We start from the raw sequence: 19,571 nt of genomic DNA, 5'->3' as shown, positions 1-19,571 counted from the left end.
CCCCTTAGATTTTGTGCTATAATGGCAGTTATTTTTGAATTTATTGATGATTTTTATTGATTGTTTTAGGAATTTACGATGAATATTCAAGCCCTGATGCAACAAGCTCAAGCCATGCAAAAGCAAGTTGAAAAAAATGTCGAAGCTGCCAAAGCCAGCCTTGCCACCAAAGAAGTGCAAGGCGAAGCAGGCAACGGCTTGGTCAAAGTTACCATGACTGGCCGCCATGTGGTCAAACGCCTATCCATTGACCCAAGCTTAATGGGTGATGAGCCTGACATGATCGAAGATTTGGTCGCCGCCGCCATTAACGATGCCGTACGCCAAGCTGACGAGCTGCACGAAGAAGTGATGGCTGGTGCGACCACTGGCATGGGTCTGCCACCGAGCATGAAAGGCTTGTTCGGCTAAGTCATGCTGACCCCAAAACTTGATCGACTGATTAAAGAACTGCAAATCCTGCCCAGCGTTGGGCAAAAGTCCGCTCAACGCATGGCATTGCATTTGCTAAGCAAAAAACGCAATCAAGGCATTTCGCTGGCATTGGCATTGGACAGTGCCATGAAAGACATTATCGAATGCTCACATTGCCACTCGTTTAGCGATGGCGAGATTTGCCCCATTTGTGCCGACCCACGCCGAGACGATGGCACGATTTGCGTGGTTGAAAGTGCCGCCGATGTAATGGCAATTGAGCAAAGCGGTGCTTATCGTGGCAAATATTTTGTGTTGGGTGGGCATTTGTCGCCCATCGATGGCATCAATGCTGACGATTTGCACATTCATGAGTTGATTGAACGCATCAAAAATCAGCCGATTGATGAGTTGATTCTCGCCACAGGCTCAACCGTCGAAGGGCAAACCACGGCGTTTTTTATCCACGATGCCGCCCAAGCCTATGCCAAAAAAATCACTCGTCTGGCTCAAGGCATTCCGATGGGTGGCGAGCTGGAATATGTCGATAGCATCACCTTGCACCAAGCCCTACAAAATCGTGGCACTTTATAAATTTTAATACAACTATGACCACCACAGCCGATTTTCATTTTCCAAAACTTCACATCGACCAAGCGGCAGCCGATGATTTGCCGACCGTTTGGGTGCGTAACGAAGATGAACTGTATGAACTGATTGATGAAATTGACAGCATCGATAAAGTCGCCTTGGACACCGAGTTTATCAAACGCACCACTTATTATCCCATTTTGGCGTTGGTGCAGGTCAATACAGGGCGTGCGATTTATTTGGTCGATGCCCCACGCTTGGATTTGACTGAGTTTTGGCAAGCACTCATCGAAGTGCCGACCATGATTTGGTATGCCTGCGGTGAAGATTTGAGCATTTTTTATCTGCTTGCCAAATGTCCACCTTTGACCAATGTCTTTGATGTGCAGCTGGGTGTGGCGTATCTGTCAGGCAAATTACAAGCAGGTTACAGTCAAGCGTTGAGCGAGATGCTGGACATTCATGTGGATAAAGGCGAAAGCCAAAGCGACTGGCTGGCACGCCCTTTGTCGCACGAGCAAGAGATTTACGCCGCCAACGATGTGCGGTATTTACTGGCTTTATGCGATGCGGTGCATGATGAGCTTGAGCGTCGCAAGATTGTCGCTTGCGTCTATGAAGACAGCAACCATTATGCAAAAGAGTTACACAATATCCAAAACCAACCTGATGATACACTGTATTTGGATTTGTTAGCACCGATTTATAATCGTCAGCAAATTGGTGTGCTGCAACAGCTTGCCGCTTGGCGCGAAGCACTGGCACGAGCCACCAACGAGCCAAAGAGCTTTATCATCGGTAAGCAAGCCTTGCGTGAAATTGTCCAAGAAATGCCCGACAGCATCAAAATGCTGGCACGCACCACCATCAACCGTGCCACACTCAGACGCTACGGCGATGAGATTGTGCGTATCATTCGCCAAGTCAAAAGCAGCAACCCAGACACGCTGCCGCCTTTGCCACCACCGACTTATCACAGCAAAGCCAAACCTTTTAAAAATGAGCTGGACGCCGCCATTGACACATACAGCCTTGAGCATCAGATTCCTGCCAATTTGTTACTCAAAAATCGCTGGATAAATGAGCTGCTATTACTGGTAGCTCATGATGGCGATATTAACACCCTACCGCCTGAACTTTTGGGCTATCGTCAATCTTTGGTGGTTGATGGCATCATTCCTGCACTATTACCATTCAAAGAGCATATTTTAGAAGTATTAAACACATCAATGACCGAGTAAAGTCGCCATTGCCACAAAAATCATGGGAAAATTATGAACTATCAAGAAAAATTTACAAATGTGGTTGTGTATTGCGGTTCAAATTTTGGTAACACGCCTGCCTATCATCACGCCGCCCAGCAATTGGGCGAAACACTTGCCAAGCACAGCCTAACGCTGGTCTATGGCGGCGGCAATGTTGGGTTGATGGGGACAGTGGCTGACAGCGTCATCGCTCATGGTGGCGACAGCATTGGCATCATTCCCAAATTTTTAAAAGACAAAGAAGTTGCCCATCAGCATTTGAGCGAATTGATTATTACCGATGATATGGCGAGCCGTAAGCTTAAGATGATTGAGCTTGGCGATGCTTTTATTGCTTTACCCGGTGGCATTGGCACTTATGAAGAGCTGTTTGAAGTGATTTCGCTAGCACAGCTACGCCGCCACACCAAGCCGATTGGCGTGCTTAACATTGACGGCTTTTTTGAGCCATTTTTGCAGTTATTAAAACAAGCTGCCGATACAGGCTTTATGCCAGCTGCCAATGTGGATTTGGTGTGTGTTGCCGACACCGTCGATGAGCTATTGACCAAGATGGCAAATTATCACTTTGTCGAATCGCAAAAATGGGTCAAACCCGACTGGATGGGCGATGATGACACTTATCAAGTGCCAAAATTCACCTAAAACCGCCCAAAATTACCCAAAAAACGGCTGATGCAAAAAATTTGTACCAAAATATTACAAAAAACACTTGCAATAAAATAAAACGAATGTACACTATATAAATAAATTTTGAACGGTTGGCTGTTGAAGTTGATAACTGATAATAACCCAGCCTGATTTTTCATTTAGCCGATATTGGAGCTTGTCGCCCAATAAGCCCGATTGAATAACTTAATTGAACAACTTAACTCAAAGGTGATGCTGATGGACATCAAAAAAATTCGTGAACTTGTGGATCTGATGGAAGAAAAAGATCTATTAAATTTGGAATATGGTTATGATGACAAATACATCAGCCTAACCAGAAACACCGCCGTTCAGACGGTCGCTGTACCACAAGCTGCCGCAGTCGCCGCACCTGCTGCCACCGCCGCACCTGCTGCCAAGACGCCGAGCGGCAAGGTTGAGACTTCGCCAATGGTTGGAGTGTTTTATTCAGCACCTAGCCCAAATGATCCGCCATTTGTCAAAGTCGGTCAAAAAGTTGAAGCTGGCGATACGCTTGGCATCATCGAAGCCATGAAAATTATGAACCCACTAGAAGCCACCCAAAGCGGCATTATCGAAGAGATTTTGGTCAGCAATGCCGAAGTGGTTGAATTTGGTCAGCCTGTCATTCGCTACAAAGCCTAACAGGAATGCCCCATGATTAAAAAACTACTCATTGCCAACCGTGGTGAAATTGCCTTGCGTATCGTGCGTGCGTGTAAGCAGTTGGGCATCTCGACAGTCGGTGTATACTCAACCGCTGATAAGGATTTGATGCATTTGCGTTTTGTCGATGAAGCGGTGTGTATCGGCAATGCCCCTTCGTCTCAAAGCTATTTGGACATTAACGCCCTACTGGCAGCTGCCGAAATTACAGGTGCCGACGCCATTCACCCTGGCTATGGTTTTTTGTCCGAAAATGCCAAATTCGCCGAGCGTGTCGAAGAAGCTGGCCTTACTTTTGTTGGCCCCTTGCCTGAACATATCCGCCTGATGGGCAATAAAGTTTCCGCCATCAATGCCATGAAAGAAGCTGGCGTACCCACCGTGCCGGGTTCTGTGGGAGCAGTAACCCTACATAATGCCGAAGAGCAAGCTCGCAAAATTGGCTTTCCTTTGATTGTCAAAGCGGCAGCAGGCGGCGGCGGTCGTGGTATGCGTGTGGTTGAACGCTTTGAAGAGCTGCTCAACCAAGTTCAAGCTGCCAAAACCGAAGCCCAAAGTGCCTTTGGTGATGACACGGTTTATATGGAACGGTTTTTGAAAAACCCCCGCCATGTCGAAGTGCAAGTACTCGGTGATGGCAATGGCAATGCTTTGCACTTATTTGACCGTGATTGCTCGCTACAACGCCGCCACCAAAAGGTTCTAGAAGAAGCCCCAGCACCAGACATTCCAGACGATGTACGCACGCCAATCTTACAAGCCTGCGTCCGTGCCTGTGAGCAAATCGGCTATCGTGGTGCAGGTACTTTTGAATTTTTGTACGAAGATGGCGAATTTTTCTTCATCGAGATGAATACTCGTGTGCAAGTTGAACACCCAGTTACCGAGATGATTACAGGCATCGATGTGGTCGTTGAGCAGCTAAAAATCGCCGCAGGTTATGGTCTGTCTTACCATCAAGACGAAATCACCATTCGCGGTCATGCCATCGAATGCCGTATCAATGCCGAAGATCCTAAGACCTTTATGCCATCACCGGGCAAAATCCAGCAGTTATTTACGCCCAGCGGCTCAGGCATTCGCTTTGATTCGCATCTGTACCAAGGCTACACCATTCCCAGCTATTATGATTCGCTGATTGGCAAATTGATCTGCCACGCCCAGACACGCCGTCAAGCGATTGCCAAAACTTTGCACGCCTTGGACGAGCTGATTATTGAAGGGGTAAAAACCAACATTCCGCTGCATCGTGATGTGATTTTAAAAGATGAGAAATTCTGCGAAGAAGCCCAAAACATTCACTACCTTGAAGGTCATATGCTAAAAGACCCTTCTTGATTTGATGAAATTGATTCGATTAAATTTGATTCAACTTGATTGAATTTGGCGTTTTTCTCCAGCAGCTTGGACGCTTGTGCGTTTGAGCTGTTTTTTTGCAATTTTTGGGTGAATTGTTAAATGATTATTGGTCATTGCATTTTAATCATTTTGGGCTTGGTGATTGTTCACTGTTTTGATAAATACAGTTTTTTGAAATTGTTCACTGTTTTGATAAATACAGTTTTTTGAATTTGTTGAATGCAGTTTATTAAAGAGATTTTTATGAAAGATACAAAGCCTGATATTGAATTATCACAAAAAGCCCCAATATCATGGGCAGTTTAAGTTTAGTTTCAGTTTTTGTTTCAAAGGTTTGTCAAAAGGATAACGCAGTGAGCATGACTCGCACCATTTCTTTGCCCATTAATACGCATCAGTTACGCACACTACTGGGTGAATACAATAAACACATCAAATATATCCAAGAACGATTAGAAGTACAAATCATTCACCGCCAAGACCAATTTATCATCAGCGGCGAGCTGACTCCAGTCGAACGCACCGAACTGGTGCTACAAAAGCTGGCCGAGCTTGCCTGCGAGCAAGACGACATCAGCGGCGAAGATTTGCATTTGATTATCCAATCCAGCCTTGCTCGTGGGGGCGAAACCACTTCGGTAAATCCGCACGACAAGCCGTCCAGCCCTACATTTGCCGACATTTCACTACGCACTCGCAAAGGCAAAATCACGCCACGGGGTCATAACCAACAACAATATGTCAAAAAAATCCTAATCTCCGATGTGTCGTTTGGCGTCGGTCCAGCAGGCACTGGCAAGACTTATTTGGCGGTGGCGTGTGCGGTGGATATGCTTGAGCGTGGTGAGATTGAGCGAATCTTATTGGTGCGTCCTGCGGTGGAAGCTGGCGAAAAATTGGGCTTTTTACCGGGGGATTTGACCCAAAAAATCGACCCTTATTTACGCCCATTGTACGATGCGTTGTACGAAATGCTTGGCTTTGAAAAGGTTGGTAAATTGCTTGAACGGCAAATTATCGAAGTCGCTCCCTTGGCCTATATGCGTGGGCGGACGCTGAATAATTCGTTTGTGATTCTTGATGAAGCACAAAACACCACACCTGAACAGATGAAAATGTTCCTAACTCGCCTAGGCTTTGGCTCTCGTGCGGTGATTACTGGCGATATGACACAGGTGGATTTACCACGGGGACATAAGTCTGGGCTAGCTCAAGCGTTGCAAATCCTATCAAAAATTGATGAAATTCACATCACACGCTTTGACAGTCAAGATGTGGTGCGGCATCATTTGGTACAAAAAATCGTCCAAGCCTATGATGCTTTTGATGAAGCACAGGCAGCACTGGCCGCCGAGCGAAAAGCCCAACGCCTAGCAGAAAGCCTGGCAGCCAAGGAATAACACGATGAGCCGTAATCCAATTTATCTGGGCTTTGCCGAAACGCTTGAGCCGACCATACCACCCATTTATCAAGCCTTGGACATTGAGCAGATTTTTGACACCACCCTATCACTGATGGACGATAAGCTGGCCACTGGCGTTGATTTTGCTTATTTTGCCAATGCTTGTGATTATTGGCACAAGCCCAAAGCCTTGAGCATTTATATTGTTGATGCCGATGAAGGTCGTACGCTCAATCTGCAAGCTCGTGGCAAGGACTATGCCACCAATGTGCTGTCCTACCCTAGCGGTCTGCCTGATGAAGTGCTGGCGGTGATGGACGAGATTGAGATGGGTGAGCTGATACTGTGCCATGATGTCGTGGTCAATGAAGCCGCCACGCAGCACAAAAGTTTTCAGGCACATTTGACGCATTTGATCATTCATGGCATTTTGCATCTGTTGGGCTTTGATCACGAGATCAGCGATGACGATGCCGATGAGATGGAAGGTTTTGAGATTGAGATTTTGGCAGCGTTGGGATTTGACAATCCGTATCAATAAGTAAAATCCAAGCGATTAACTTACATGTGATTGATTGGTAAAACTGTCAATCAATCACCTTGGGTTTACTTTATATTATCTTCATTTACTGATAAAAACTGCCCACACTCTTTCTCAAAATCTCTCTTTACATCAAAATACAGGCGATGACAAAGTATCATATGAGAAAAAATAATTAAAGCTATTAAAACTATTTTATTGTTCTTAATAATATTCCAAGCCATGTTTTTGTTAAAGACATACACCACGCATAAAAACAATAAATTTAAACCAATAAATAAGCCAAAACAAAAAATGTAAGTTGCCAAAGAATCATAAAAAACGCCTTTTTCTATAATTCTCAAGCAAGCCTGATATGCAGAACCTAAAGCACCCGTCTGAAAAAAAAATAAAAAACTGGTGCATATAAGCAATCAAGACAGAAAAAAGTCCAGCTTAAAAATTTTACAAATGCAGGATTCATTTTTAATGTGTTTTGCTATTGTCCAAGGTTTTAAAGTCAAAATTTTGGCGGTTGGTTTGGTTTGTTTGAATTTTTATTTTAGCATATTTGGTTTTGTATGAGTCGGGGATTATAACACGAGTATATTTAGTTTTTGAGTATCGTGGTTGTTATTTGATAAACAAAAACCAAGAGCAAAATCGCTCTTGGTTTTTTTGATTTGATAATTGCTTAATTGGCAAATTACCAAGTAACACCGAAACCAACACCGCCAGAGACTTTGCCTGCGGTATTTGCAGTACCTGTCATCTTCATGATGTAGCGTCCGTTGTCGCTGATGCTTGAGTAGCCTACCGCCAGTGCTTGCTGACCTTCGTAAGTACCTGCGGCAACCGCCATCAAGTTCTTACCTGGGATATACACCTGCGGTAATGATGATGCAGCCGCAGAGCTAGCACCGATACCACGCAAATCTTTATCTAGGCGGTTAATCTTATCACCCAAATAGTTGATGTTGGCGTTAGTTTGGTTCAGCTGGCTGACATTCACCGCATCGGTCGGATTAACGCCCGGTGCGACATTGCTGATTACTTGATTGCCAGCGTTGATGCCGCCTTTGGTGATGCTTGGGCCATTGTTGATGCTAACACCATTATCATTGATGGTGGTGTCGCCTGTCGTCACGCTGCCTTTGGCACCCAAATCAACATTTTCAGCCAGTTTCACATCAAGGACGCGAGCACCAGTATCTTTGTCGATACTGCCAACCACACCGATGTTTTTCTCAGTAAGGTTACCTTTCGCACCGCCTTTGACATCTAAGCGGGTGTTTAGCTTACGATCTAAGGTTACATCAGTGTTATCACCTTGGAAGTACAAGCCATCATCGGTGGTTGCCACTTCACGGGTAATGTCGTTGCCGTCTTTACCTTTGGTTTCATAAACAATGCGAGTTGCCTGAGCATTGTTGGCTGTGCTGCCATCTTTGCCGTCTTTACCACGCTCGTCAATCGTACCTTTGCCTTCGGCTGGTTTAAAGGTTAGGCTTGAACCGTCTTTACCGTCCGCACCTTTTGGACCGCGCAAGCCGATAGAGCCGTCTTTGCCGTTAATTGCAACGCCAGAAACGCCATCTTTACCGTTTACACCAAGTTTACCGTCAATGCCGTCTTTGCCTGGTTTGCCATCTTTAGGCGGTACAGACGCTTTACCAACTTGGAAGTCATGGTTGGTTGATAAGGCGTAACCATCATCTACACGGGTGATGATCACATTATCACCGGCATTTAACTTAAATTCATCACCTTTTTCAATGGTGGTATCTGGATTGCCTAGGTCGGTAATTTGTTTAGGAATGACTTTACCGTTTGTTCCTTTTACTTCATAAGCACCCAAATAGAACACATCGCTAAGGTTCGAGCCATCATCTGTTGGTGGTGTGCTTGGCGGTGTAGTATTGTCAGGATCTTTTGGATCAATACGATCTACGATGCCATCTTTACCATCAGAGCCATCTTTACCATTGGTCACAACAGCAGTGGTCGTGCCATTGCCATCAGTGATCGTAATGGTGTGTGAACCATCTTTATTGGTCACTACATTCGCTGTTGGTGTTTTACCATCTTTACCATTGGTCACAATCGCAGTGCTTGTGCCGTTAGCATCGGTAACAGTAATCGTATGTGAGCCATCAGAGTTGGTGGTTACTTTAGCGGTCGCAGATTTACCGTCTTTACCGTTAGTGCCGTTAATACCATCTTTACCATCTTTACCGTCTTTCACGGTTGAAGTTGAGTTAGTGCCATCAGGATTAACCACTTTAATCGTGGTTACGCCATCTTTACCTTTTTCAACATTAACGGTTGGTGATTTACCATCTTCGCCTTTCTCACCTTTGGCACCGTCTTTTCCGTTAATACCATCTTTACCGTTGGTGATGGTTTTATTAGAAATTTCTTTTCCGTCACCATCTTTTACGATAATGGTTGTGCCGTTTTCAACATCTTTAGTTTCAATGGTTGGTGATTTACCGTCAATACCGTTTTTACCATCAACACCATCTTTACCTTTCAGACCTTGTTCACCACGCTCACCTTTTTCACCGTCTTTAACAGTCGTTGTTTTGGTTGAGCCATCTGGATTAGTTACGGTAATGGTGGTTGTACCATCTGCACCTTTTTCACCTACGGTGATGGTTGGTGATTTGCCGTCAATACCGTCTTTACCATCTTTCACGGTTGAAGTGGAGTTAGTGCCATCAGGATTAACCACTTTAATTGTAGTTACGCCATCTTTACCTTTTTCAACATTAACGGCTGGTGATTTACCATCTTCACCTTTCTCGCCTTTGGCACCGTCTTTACCGTTAGTGCCGTCAGCACCTTTTTCACCTTTGGCACCGTCTTTGATAGTAGCTTTACTGATTTCAGTGCCAGTTTCAGGATCTTTAAAGGTTACGGTTGTGGTGTCGCCAACTTTATTGGTTTCAATAGTTACAGATTTACCGTCTTTACCATTGATGCCATCTTTACCAGCCGCACCATCTTTACCATTTTCACCATCTTTGATGTCTACGGTTGTTGGTGCTGTACCATCGTTATTGTTGATTGTTACAGTCGTGGTATTGCTGTTTTTGTTAGCAGTAACGGTTGGTGATTTGCCGTCTTTACCATCAGCACCTTTTTCACCCTGAAGACCGCGTTCTCCTTTCTCACCTTTTTCACCATCTTTGATAGTAGCTTTACTGATTTCAGTGCCAGTTTCAGGATCTTTAAAGGTTACGGTTGTGGTGTCGCCAACTTTATTGGTTTCAATAGTTACAGATTTACCGTCTTTACCGTCTAGACCATTTTTGCCGTCTAGACCGTTTTTACCATCAACACCATCTTTACCTGCTGCACCATCAGCACCTTTTTCGCCTTGGTCGCCTTTATCACCTTTAGCACCATCTTTGATAGTAGCTTTACTGATTTCAGTGCCAGTTTCAGGATCTTTAAAGGTTACGGTTGTGGTGTCGCCAACTTTGTTGGTTTCAACAGTAACAGACTTACCGTCTTTGCCGTTGGTGCCATTAGTGCCATTAGTACCATCTTTACCGTCTTTACCCGCAGCACCATCTTTACCATTTTCACCATCTTTGATGTCTACGGTTGTTGGTGCTGTACCATCGTTATTGTTGATTGTTACAGTCGTGGTATTGCCGTTTTTGTTAGCAGTAACGGTTGGTGATTTGCCGTCTTGACCTTTCTCACCATCATTGATGGTTGCTTTGCTGATTTCAGCACCAGTGTCGGGATCTTTAAAGATTACAGTTGTGACATTGCCATCTTTGCTGGTTTCAACTTTAACAGGTTTACCGTTGTCGCCTTTTTCGCCTTTGGCACCATCATTGATTTTCACAACTTGTGGATTACCGCCATTTTGGTTTGGATCAGTTACAGTTAAGGTTGTAACATTGCCGTTTTTCTCAGCAGTAACGGTTGGTGATTTGCCGTCTTTACCATCAGCACCTTTTTCGCCTTGAATACCCTGAATACCTTGTTTACCATCTTCCACTGTGGCAGTGCTGATCACTTCCTTAGTGGTAGGATCTTTAAAGGTGATCGTTGTGGTGTTGCCTTCTTTATTGGTTTCAACAATAACTGGTTTGCCGTCTTTACCATCTAAACCATTTTTACCATCTTCACCTTTGTCACCTTTCAAGTCGTCTTTATTCACTTTTAACTTGATGCGGCGGATACCGTCAGTGGTGGTTGTACCTTCAACAGTAATAATCCCATTATCATCACCAACAAATTCAACCACTTGGGCATTGGTCACAGGTGCGGCATAGGTGTTAGTAATTTTGCCACTTTCATTTTTACCAGCACCAACAACCCAACCTAAATTGCGAGCATCACCCACGGTTAATGCTGCATTTGGATTGGCTGCATCTAGGTTCGCCAAGCCATTGATCGCTTTAATATTGTCACCTAAATGACCAGCAATACTCGCAGGAATATATGGTTGCGGCGTTTCACCAGCAGTCATTTTTGGTGCTTTCTCATAAGTTAGCGTTGCATTTTGAACATTATGCAATGCCACTGGTGTAGAAGTGTTATTACCGCCACTGTTCATAGAGGCAATAACCTGTTCTGCTGGCACGTCTGTGGTATTTGGTTTTGGCTTACCATTTTCTACATCGGTTGCTTTGTAGAATTTATTGTCAATTTTCACCAGTTTATTACCGTCTTTATCGGTATAAACTACTGGTAATTGGGCACTTTCCACCACTTTTTGTGCATCAACATCAACGGTAATAGTACGAACTTTCGTTGTGCTATCTGTTTTACCGCTCACTGTCGCAAGATTTGTCCCCACGAATTGAACTTCATCAGCATTTTTCACTTGATCGTTATAAGCAGTGCCTAACTCACCTGTGGTTTTATCAGATGAAACCACCCAACCCATTTTTCTCAAGTCGCCAACGGTGGCTGCATTAGTATCTGGAACGCCTTGATTATTTGCATTTTCCAAATTCAGCAAGCCAGATTTGCCCGATTTTGGTGCATCAGGGTAAGTATTTAAACCACTGGTTACATTGGTAATCGTATTGTTACCGTTATCCAAACCATTGATGGTTAAACTCACATTCGGTTTTTTACCTTCTGTGATCGTATCACCCTGTTCATTTTTCGGATTATGGGTAATCGTAATGCCATCGCCCGTTTGGGTGGTTGTGGTGTTATTGGTTGGATTAACCGTTTCAACGCTGGTTAAATCTTTAAGCTCTTTGGCTAATTTAATATCCAATACACGATTGCCATTCTTATCAATGCTACCTTGAACACCGATATTGTTATCAGAAAGTTTATCTTTATCCGCACCGCCTTTTACATCTAAGCGAGTGTTTAATTTACGATCTAATACAGTGTCGTTATCGCCTTTGAAGTACAAACCATCATCAGTAGTTGCCACTTCACGGGTGATATTTTCACCTTTTTCATTTTTGGTGTCGTAAACGATACGGGTCGCATTAACATCTTTGGCTGTGCTACCATCTTTGCCGTCTTTACCACGCTCATCAATTGTGCCAGTGCCTTCAGCTGGTTTAAAGATTAGGCTTGGGCTTACGCCATCTTTGCCGTCTGTACCATCTTTACCTTTCGGTCCAGTTAAGCCGATAGAACCGTCTTTGCCGTTTAATACAACAGACGCACCGTCTTTACCGTTTACACCAAGTTTACCGTCAATGCCGTCTTTGCCCGGTTTGCCATCAACACCCGGTTCGCCTTTTTCGCCGATTTGGAAATTGTTATTAGCAGAAAGTGCATAACCGTTGTCGATCTGTTTGATAACAATATTGTTATCGCCTTGATCTAAGGTAAAGGTTTCGTTGTTGTTAATACGAACAGCATCAGCTTTTTTCGCTTTAATGTCATCTGCATCATCGTCTTTAACTTCCACATCTGATTTATCACCATTTTTCGTGGTTAAGTTAAAGCCTGAACGAGCAACTGCATTAGCCACCGCTTTTAATTGTGCCACGTTAACAGCATCGCTATCTTCAGAACCCGCTGCAACATTGATGATTTGGCGAGTACCCGATGAAGAACCCACAGAGAATGCACCCAAACCAGCACCACCAGTATAAGGTTTTGCCGTTGCTGCAATCGCTTTTTTCTCTTCGTCTGTTGCCGCTGCTAACGCATACACTTGGTTAGCTGCTGCTGTTGCACTATCCGTTGCTGTTGCATTTTTCAACAAACCAGCACGATCTGCACGAGAAGTATAACCCGCTGCAACGCCGCCGATTACAGTGGCTTTAGAGTTTGCACCGATAGTCGTTGCACCCAATGCACTAGCATTAGTGTTAGTACCTAATGCCGTGGTTGCCAACTCAGAAGCGTTTGATAACTGACCTAATGCCACGCTTTGTTGTGCACTGGCACTGGCATTCATACCTAATGCGATAGCGTGTGAACCGCTAGCATTCGCATTTGGACCAGTTGCAATCGAACCATAGTTCGATGCAGACGCATTTGAACCAATCGCTGTCGCACCAGCACCAGATGCATTTGCCAAGAAACCTAATGCGGTGCTTTGTTCGCCAGATGCTTTGGTTGCAATACCGGCAGCAATAGAATTTGCAGCTGTTGCACCGTCATTGTTGTAGTTGTCTTGTTCTTTAGGATCTGCTTTGGTACTGAAATAGTGAACGCCGTCTGCTGCTGGTGCGGCTTTAATGGTAATCGTGCGTACACCATCTTTAGTTTCACCACTTACAGTTACACCATCGCCCACAAAATCAACTGTATCGGCGTTTTGTACTTTATCTGAATAAGGCGTGTCTTTACCATCTTTGCTGGTTGTTACTACCCAACCCATTTTTCTCAAGTCGCCAACGGTTGCTGCGTTTGTATCTGGCACATTGTTATTATCCAGATTGATCAAACCAGATTTGCCCGATTTTGGTGCATCAGGGTAAGTATTTAAACCACTGGTTACATTGGTAATCGTATTGTTACCGTTATCCAAACCATTGATGGTTAAACTCACATTCGGTTTTTTACCTTCTGTGATCGTATCACCCTGTTCATTTTTCGGATTATGGGTAATCGTAATGCCATCGCCCGTTTGGGTGGTTGTGGTGTTATTGGTTGGATTAACCGTTTCAACGCTGGTTAAATCTTTAAGCTCTTTGGCTAATTTAACTTCCAATTTGCCGTTTTCAGCGTTCACACCGATGTTTTTGTCAGACAATTTATCTTTATCTGCACCGCCAACAATCTCAAGTTTTTGATTGAGTTCTTTGTTGATGATGTTTTCATTTTTATCACCGTTATCGCCAGCAAATTTTAAACCGTCTTTTAAGGTTGCAACTTCTTCGGTATCGCCATTTGGTTTTTCATAAACAATACGAGTTTTGTTTGTGCCATCTTTGCCATTCGTACCGCCTAGATCGTTACCATCTAAACCTTTTGTACCATTGGCTAAGCTGATATTCGCACTCACACCGTCTTTACCATCTTCACCTTTCGGGCCAGTTAAGCCGATAGAGCCGTCTTTGCCGTTTAACACAACAGACGCACCGTCTTTGCCGTTTACGCCAAGTGTACCATCAACGCCTGGCTTGCCTGGTTTTCCTTCTGCACCATCTTCACCTTTTTCACCAATTTGGAAGTTATTATTGGCAGAAAGCTCGTAACCGTCTTTGATTTGTTTAACAACGATATTGCCATCACCTTTATTTAAGTTAAAGGTTTCGTTGTTCTCAATACGGGTAGCGGCAGCTTTATCTTTTTCATCTGCAATTGCATCGATAGCGGCTTTATCATCGTTAGTGGTTAAATTAAAGCCCACTTTGCTTAAAGTGGCATTAACGGTGTTTTTCAAATCACCAACATTGACGGCGTTAGTGAGTTGAGCATCAGTTGCCTTGTCTAATTTTTCTGCAAACTCTGCACCTGTAACAGTTTTCGCTGCTTCTTTAGTCAAACCCAAACCACTTGCCACATTTTGCAATGACACGGCTTCATTTTTATCTTTTCCAACTAAAGTCACATTATTGGTGGCGTTGGATTGATCGTTAGTATCAGTATTGCCTGAATATGCCAACGGGCTATCAATTTTTACTGAAACATTGCCTTTGTCATCTTTAGTCACAATCGCTTTAGTGCCTTGACCATTTACAAAGGTAACATCATTGCCTTCACCAATCGCTGCGGTGATGTCTTCTGTGCCATTGTTGCCTTTTACATTCCAAGTGGAAGGTGGGGTAGCGGCTGGTTTGGTTGCAGAAATGGTAATTTTGCCGGTGCTATTATCGGTTTTAATATTAACGCCTTCACCTTCTATAAGATCAAATGCAGAAAGGGTGATATTTTGACCCTCTTGTTTGATAACGGTGTTATTGCCGGCATTAATTTTTAGCAATTCGCCCGGTTGTACCAATTCTTCGGTTGCTGCATTATCTTTAGCACGAATACCGCCATCAGTACCTGTCGTTACACGCCAGCCAGAGTTGTTGATGGCATTAACCACAGCCTCGCCAGTAACTAAATTAGAACCGTTCTGACCTGCTGGAATTTCAACTTTACCAGTGTTGATCGTTTTATCGCCTTCAACTTTAGCAGCGACATTGCCAATGGTCGTAGTATTTACGCTAACATTAAAAGTTGTTGTGCCATCTGCATTTTTCTTATTAGCCTTAATGAAAACAGGGCCTTCGCCTTGATAGCTATCGGCATTGTATTTCACCGTTGTAATATTATCTTTGGTGGTTACGCTTGCCGTAGTGTGATTGCCGTCTGAAAATGTTACGCCTGTAGAATTATCACCAACGGTGCTAGTGGTGGTAGTTGGTGTTTCGCCCTCGTTCGCAACTTCCGCTTTACCGCTGATTGTCCAAGTAGAAGCATTGGCATTAACGGTGTAAGTGGTGGTATTGCCATCAACTTTTTCAGCGACAGTAACATTTTTACCGCCAACGACCACTGTTTTATTGTTTTGGGCTGTTACTTTGTAAGTATCGCCCTCTTTAGTCACATTGACACTAGCATCACCAGCTTCTATTTTTGGTTGTTTGGCTGTGACTTTATAAGTATCACCCTCTTTATTTACGGTAACGCTATCATCACCTGCCGCTACTTTTGGCACATTGGCAGAGATAGTAAATTCACCTTTATCATTTTTGGTAACATTTACATTATCGCCACCGTTAATTACAGGGTCGGCTACACTAATTTTGATTTCTTTACCAGTGTGGGTCACATTGACATTTTTAGTGCCATTAACGAATTTCACTTCTTCGCCAAGCTGTACATTTTCTGGTGTTTTATTACCACTGGTAGAATAATTCCAACCCAAACCGACTTTATCAATGTTGTCTTTTGCCGCTTTAGACAAATCAACACTGTAATCGGTAATACCTGTATCGGCATTAGGCGTAGACGTAACCACTACTTTATCTGAGCCTTTGCTCACTGTGGTTTTTTCGGCATTAACCGTATAGGTTGTGGTGTTACCTTGTGTAGTATTGGTGACAGTAACATTTTTACCCGCTTTTACAACAGTCACATTATTTTTCGCTGTGATGTTATAGGTGTTGTTAGCTGTATCAGGCGTTACAGTAACGCTATCATCACCAGCTTGGAATTTAGGCAAATTTGCTTTGATTTTAAAAGTGTGATTGGTATCGTCTTGAACAACGGTTACACTCTTATCCTCAGCGACAACACCATACGCAGAAAGCGTGATATTTTGACCGTCTTGTTTGATAACAGTGTTCTTGCCGGCATTGATTTTTAGCAATTCGCCCGGTTGTACCAATTCTTCGGTTGCAGTGGTACCAGCTGCACGCTTACCGCCGTCTTCGCCAGTCGTTACACGCCAGCCAGAATTGTTGATGGCATTAACCACTGTTGTGGCATTAACCAAATTAGAGCCGTTTTGTGGCTGACCTGCATTTGTCTGACCTTCTGGAATAACATCTAATTTAGCTGCACCAGTTTTATTGCCTTCTGTTTTTGCAGTTGCATCAGTCGCAGTTACCACATTTGATGTATTAACATTAACATCATAAACCTTGGTTTTATTGGCATTGGCTTGAGTGGCTGTGGTATTTTCTGAAATAGAAACAGGGCCGGCACCTTGATAGCTATCCGCGTGGAAAGTAACTGTGGTTGAACCAGCATCAACTTTACGCACATCGGCTTTGGTGTGATCACCGTCTTTAAATTCAACAGTATGACCATCGCCCACATCAGCAGTGTTTGTTGCCGTGTTGATGGTGGTTGAAGAAACATTCGGGCCTTTTAATTTCCAAGTGGTAAGAGTGGAATGCTCTGGCACATTGGCATCAATCGTGTAAGTAGTGGTATCGCCTTCGGTCGAGTTGGTTACCGTAACATTTTTACCTGCTTTTACGACTGTTTTATCGTTTTTGGCTGTGATAGTGAATGAACCATCGGTTTCGTTTTTTTTCACATCTACATTATCGCCACCGTTAATTACAGGATCAGCAACGCCAATGGTGATGGTTTTGCCAGTGTGCGTGATATTGACATTTTTGGTGCCATTAACGAATTTTACTTCTTGACCAAGCTGTACATTTTCAGCCGTTTTATTACCGCTGGTTGAATAATTCCAACCTTTAGATACTTTATCAATGTTGTCTTTTGCCGCTTGAGATAAATCAACGCTGTAATCGGTAACGCCTGTATCGGCATTAGGCGTAGGCGTAACCACCACTTTATTCGAGCCATTGCTCACTGTGGTTTTTTCGGCATTAACGGTGTAAGTGGTGGTATTACCAGTAGTATTATTTGTTACATTAACATTTTTACCTGCTTGCACCACTGTTTTATCGTTTTTGGCTGTGATGGTATAAGTGTTATTAGCCGCATCAGGTGTTACTGTAACGCTATCATCGCCATTTTTAACGACGGTTGGTTTGCCTGCAGGCGTAACATTGGCTTTGATTTTAAATGTGTTAGTGGCATCGTCTTTAGTCACAACAATGCTATCATCTGCATTAGTAACATTGTATCCAGAAAGGGTAACATTATTACCATTTTGAGCAATTTTCAAATTATCGCCGGCAATGATTTTAACGGTTTTATCGTTGGTAATATTTGCGGTTTGTTTATTATCGGTAACAGCCGCATTGTTTTGTCTTGCACCACGATTACCATCAGTTTCCAAATTCCAATGATGGCTTTCAATCGCTTGCACTGCAGCATGAAATTGTGAACCGTTAATGGCATCTTGAGAAGTTGCAGAGATTTCCCCCGGTGCCACATATTTGATTTGGCGGGCAGCAGAACTATTGCCTACACTAACATAAGCACCAGGATTGGTCGTTTCGCCAGAAAATTCATATATTTTACCGCCAACGGTAATGTTGGCTGGTGAATTAACAGTTGCTGAACCCGAACCGCTACCAAGCACCACAGAACCTGCGTGGGTTGCAGCAGCATTTGTACCCAATGCTAGGGCATTTTCAGCTGTTGCCTGTGCATTCCAACCTAATGCGGTTGATGATACGCCCTCAGCTTTTGAATCACGACCAATGGCAAGTGCACTGTAATTTTTTGCATTTGCACCAGTACCAATGGCTGTGGCATTTGGCAAGGTTGCACTAGATTGTTTGCCCAAAGCTAAAGAGTCTGTACCGCTAGCAGCCGCCCCGACACCCAATGCCGTTGCACTTCCCGCTGAGGCTTTTGAACCTTTACCAACAGCAGTTGAATCATTGCCACTGGCAGCCGATTCAGCACCAAAAGCAAGTGCGTTACTAGCACTTGCACTGGCTTTGTTACCTACTGAAATAGCATTAACTTGTGTGGCATGCGCATCTCTACCAATTGCTGTGGCATTAGTTTGAAGGGCTTGAGCACCAAAACCGATTGCTGTTGAGGCATCATTTGCAGTAAGAGTGTCACGACCAATCGCTTGTGAACTTAAACCATTTGCAGTTGAGTTAGTACCAAGAGCAGTTGAGTTAGTGCCAACAGAATTTGCCCCTTTACCAATCGCCATAGATTCAGCACCATTTGCAGTGGCTTTATAACCAATCGCCATCGCATCAGTACCACCAGCCGTGACCGCAGCATCATTGCCCAATGCAAGGCTGTTAGATGCAGCACCTGTTGCTACGGTTACATTATAACCAATCGCAATAGCATTACATTCTTCAGCTTTAAGGTCCTTGAAAATAGAGTGTTGAGCTTGTGCATCAGTCAGCTGTTTATGACAGGCAACATTAGCACTTTTCCGTTGAATGTAACCTGTGTCATTTGTACCATTTGAGTTGATAGATACACTGGTATTTACTGTGGGGTTTGTTTTAATATTGTCATAAAAAACCGCATCACCCACAGCACCAATGATTACCGCACCTTGTGATTCTTGTGGTGCTGCCAATAAAGTGGCACCAACCACCGCCGCCGAAATCATCAGCACCTTACTGGCATCTGGCATACCTGCCGTCTTAGCATCAACTTCTACAATATCGGCCGAGCCAACCTGTGCCGATGATGATTTGCCCTGAGCACGAGCATATTCGCAGACCGCTTGAAAAGTCTGGGTTGCCTTGTTAAAGACAATACGATAAATTTTATTCACAAAACACTTCCTAAATTAAGGTTAAGCTCTGGATACTACCACGAATCCTAAAACGAGCTTTTGAAATAACACACTGACCAACAACTCTCAAGCGATTTATACAATATCAATAA

The 19,571-nt window shown here is 43.8% G+C and carries 9 protein-coding genes; 8 read left to right on the top strand and 1 reads right to left on the bottom strand.

Features of this window, described 5'->3' with window-relative positions; all coding sequences use genetic code 11:
- Nucleotides 1-78 precede the first annotated feature (78 nt).
- From ACFBZI_RS07435 to ybeY, 8 genes are all read left to right on the top strand, one after another.
- Nucleotides 79-411, top strand: a complete 333-nt coding sequence (locus tag ACFBZI_RS07435) for a YbaB/EbfC family nucleoid-associated protein (protein WP_375715749.1) — start codon at nt 79-81, stop codon at nt 409-411.
- A 3-nt stretch (nt 412-414) separates the two neighbouring features.
- Nucleotides 415-1,008, top strand: a complete 594-nt coding sequence (recR, locus tag ACFBZI_RS07430; RefSeq protein WP_375715748.1) for a recombination mediator RecR — start codon at nt 415-417, stop codon at nt 1,006-1,008.
- A 14-nt stretch (nt 1,009-1,022) separates the two neighbouring features.
- Entirely contained in the window at nt 1,023-2,246 is a 1,224-nt protein-coding gene (locus ACFBZI_RS07425) for a ribonuclease D (protein WP_375715747.1), read from the top strand.
- A 33-nt stretch (nt 2,247-2,279) separates the two neighbouring features.
- On the top strand, nt 2,280-2,915 hold the full coding sequence (locus ACFBZI_RS07420; protein ID WP_375715746.1) for an LOG family protein: 636 nt from the start codon (nt 2,280-2,282) through the stop codon (nt 2,913-2,915).
- A 243-nt stretch (nt 2,916-3,158) separates the two neighbouring features.
- Nucleotides 3,159-3,587 carry an acetyl-CoA carboxylase biotin carboxyl carrier protein gene (accB, locus tag ACFBZI_RS07415; protein WP_375715745.1) on the top strand — a complete coding sequence of 143 codons (429 nt, stop codon included), beginning with the start codon at nt 3,159-3,161 and terminating at the stop codon, nt 3,585-3,587.
- Nucleotides 3,588-3,599: 12 nt separating this feature from the next.
- The gene (accC, locus tag ACFBZI_RS07410; RefSeq protein WP_375715744.1) at nt 3,600-4,946 is read left to right on the top strand and encodes an acetyl-CoA carboxylase biotin carboxylase subunit; all 1,347 of its coding nucleotides are present in this window, start codon (nt 3,600-3,602) and stop codon (nt 4,944-4,946) included.
- Nucleotides 4,947-5,320: 374 nt separating this feature from the next.
- Nucleotides 5,321-6,367, top strand: coding sequence for a PhoH family protein (locus ACFBZI_RS07405; protein ID WP_375715743.1), 1,047 nt, complete (start codon nt 5,321-5,323; stop codon nt 6,365-6,367).
- 4 nt (nt 6,368-6,371) lie between these two features.
- The gene (gene ybeY, locus ACFBZI_RS07400) at nt 6,372-6,911 is read left to right on the top strand and encodes an rRNA maturation RNase YbeY (RefSeq protein ID WP_375715742.1); all 540 of its coding nucleotides are present in this window, start codon (nt 6,372-6,374) and stop codon (nt 6,909-6,911) included.
- Between the two features lie 685 nt (nt 6,912-7,596).
- Here ybeY and ACFBZI_RS07395 read toward each other — a convergent pair.
- Nucleotides 7,597-19,458 (bottom strand): collagen-flanked surface repeat-containing protein, encoded by an 11,862-nt coding sequence (locus ACFBZI_RS07395; RefSeq protein WP_375715741.1) that lies wholly within the window; start codon nt 19,456-19,458, stop codon nt 7,597-7,599.
- Nucleotides 19,459-19,571 lie beyond the last annotated feature (113 nt).

Source organism: Moraxella marmotae, from assembly GCF_042219885.1.
GTDB classification, from domain to species: Bacteria; Pseudomonadota; Gammaproteobacteria; order Pseudomonadales; family Moraxellaceae; genus Moraxella; species Moraxella marmotae.
The sequence above is the reverse complement of the archived record's forward strand: the minus strand, read 5'-3'. Positions and strand labels throughout refer to the sequence as shown.

What these genes read in the sequence shown, in the direction of transcription:
- ACFBZI_RS07435 (WP_375715749.1), top strand. Translation starts at nt 79, where the DNA reads ATGAATATTCAAGCCCTGATGCAACAAGCTCAAGCCATGCAAAAGCAA.
- recR (WP_375715748.1), top strand. Translation starts at nt 415, where the DNA reads ATGCTGACCCCAAAACTTGATCGACTGATTAAAGAACTGCAAATCCTG.
- ACFBZI_RS07425 (WP_375715747.1), top strand. Translation starts at nt 1,023, where the DNA reads ATGACCACCACAGCCGATTTTCATTTTCCAAAACTTCACATCGACCAA.
- ACFBZI_RS07420 (WP_375715746.1), top strand. Translation starts at nt 2,280, where the DNA reads ATGAACTATCAAGAAAAATTTACAAATGTGGTTGTGTATTGCGGTTCA.
- accB (WP_375715745.1), top strand. Translation starts at nt 3,159, where the DNA reads ATGGACATCAAAAAAATTCGTGAACTTGTGGATCTGATGGAAGAAAAA.
- accC (WP_375715744.1), top strand. Translation starts at nt 3,600, where the DNA reads ATGATTAAAAAACTACTCATTGCCAACCGTGGTGAAATTGCCTTGCGT.
- ybeY (WP_375715742.1), top strand. Translation starts at nt 6,372, where the DNA reads ATGAGCCGTAATCCAATTTATCTGGGCTTTGCCGAAACGCTTGAGCCG.